Here is a 697-nt window from a genome sequence, read left to right as displayed (position 1 = left end):
GCATCAATGGACGAAGCAGCAGTAGCAGCGGTACTTGCATCTGCAACTGAAGCTGGCTTCGGCGACATGGGTGAGTACTCAGGTGCTTCTGACTTCTTCTTCCAGGTAGTATTCGTTGCAACAGCAATGTCTATTGTTTCTGGTGCAGTTGCTGAGCGTATGAAGCTTTGGGCTTTCCTAGTATTCGCAGTTGTCATGACTGGTTTCATCTATCCAATGGAAGGTTCTTGGACTTGGAACGGTGATGCAGTATTCGGCTTGTACGAGCTTAGCTACAGCGACTATGCTGGTTCTGGTATCGTTCATATGGCGGGTGCAGCAGCAGCCCTTGCAGGTGTAATCCTTCTTGGTGCACGTAAAGGCAAATACGGTCCTAACGGCGAAGTGAACGCGATTCCTGGAGCTAACCTTCCTCTTGCAACGCTTGGTACATTCATCCTTTGGATGGGCTGGTTCGGTTTCAACGGCGGTTCTACTTTGAAGCTTGGCGGCATCGGTGTAGCTAACGAAGTTGCTAGCGTATTCCTTAACACCAATGCAGCAGCAGCTGGTGGTTTGATCGCAGCTCTACTTGTAGCGCGCATCCTATTCGGTAAAGCAGATCTTACAATGGCATTGAACGGTGCTCTTGCTGGTCTAGTTGCGATTACCGCTGAACCTGCTGATCCATCTCCACTTCTTGCTACTATCATCGGTG

1 pseudogene is annotated in these 697 nt (G+C 49.8%); it reads left to right on the top strand.

The features are described 5' to 3' along the window. Positions 1-697, top strand: a pseudogene (locus A3750_RS11185) (ammonium transporter); the annotation flags it as partial.

The sequence above is a fragment of the Oleiphilus sp. HI0079 genome (assembly GCF_001635105.1).
The sequence above is the reverse complement of the archived record's forward strand: the minus strand, read 5'-3'. Positions and strand labels throughout refer to the sequence as shown.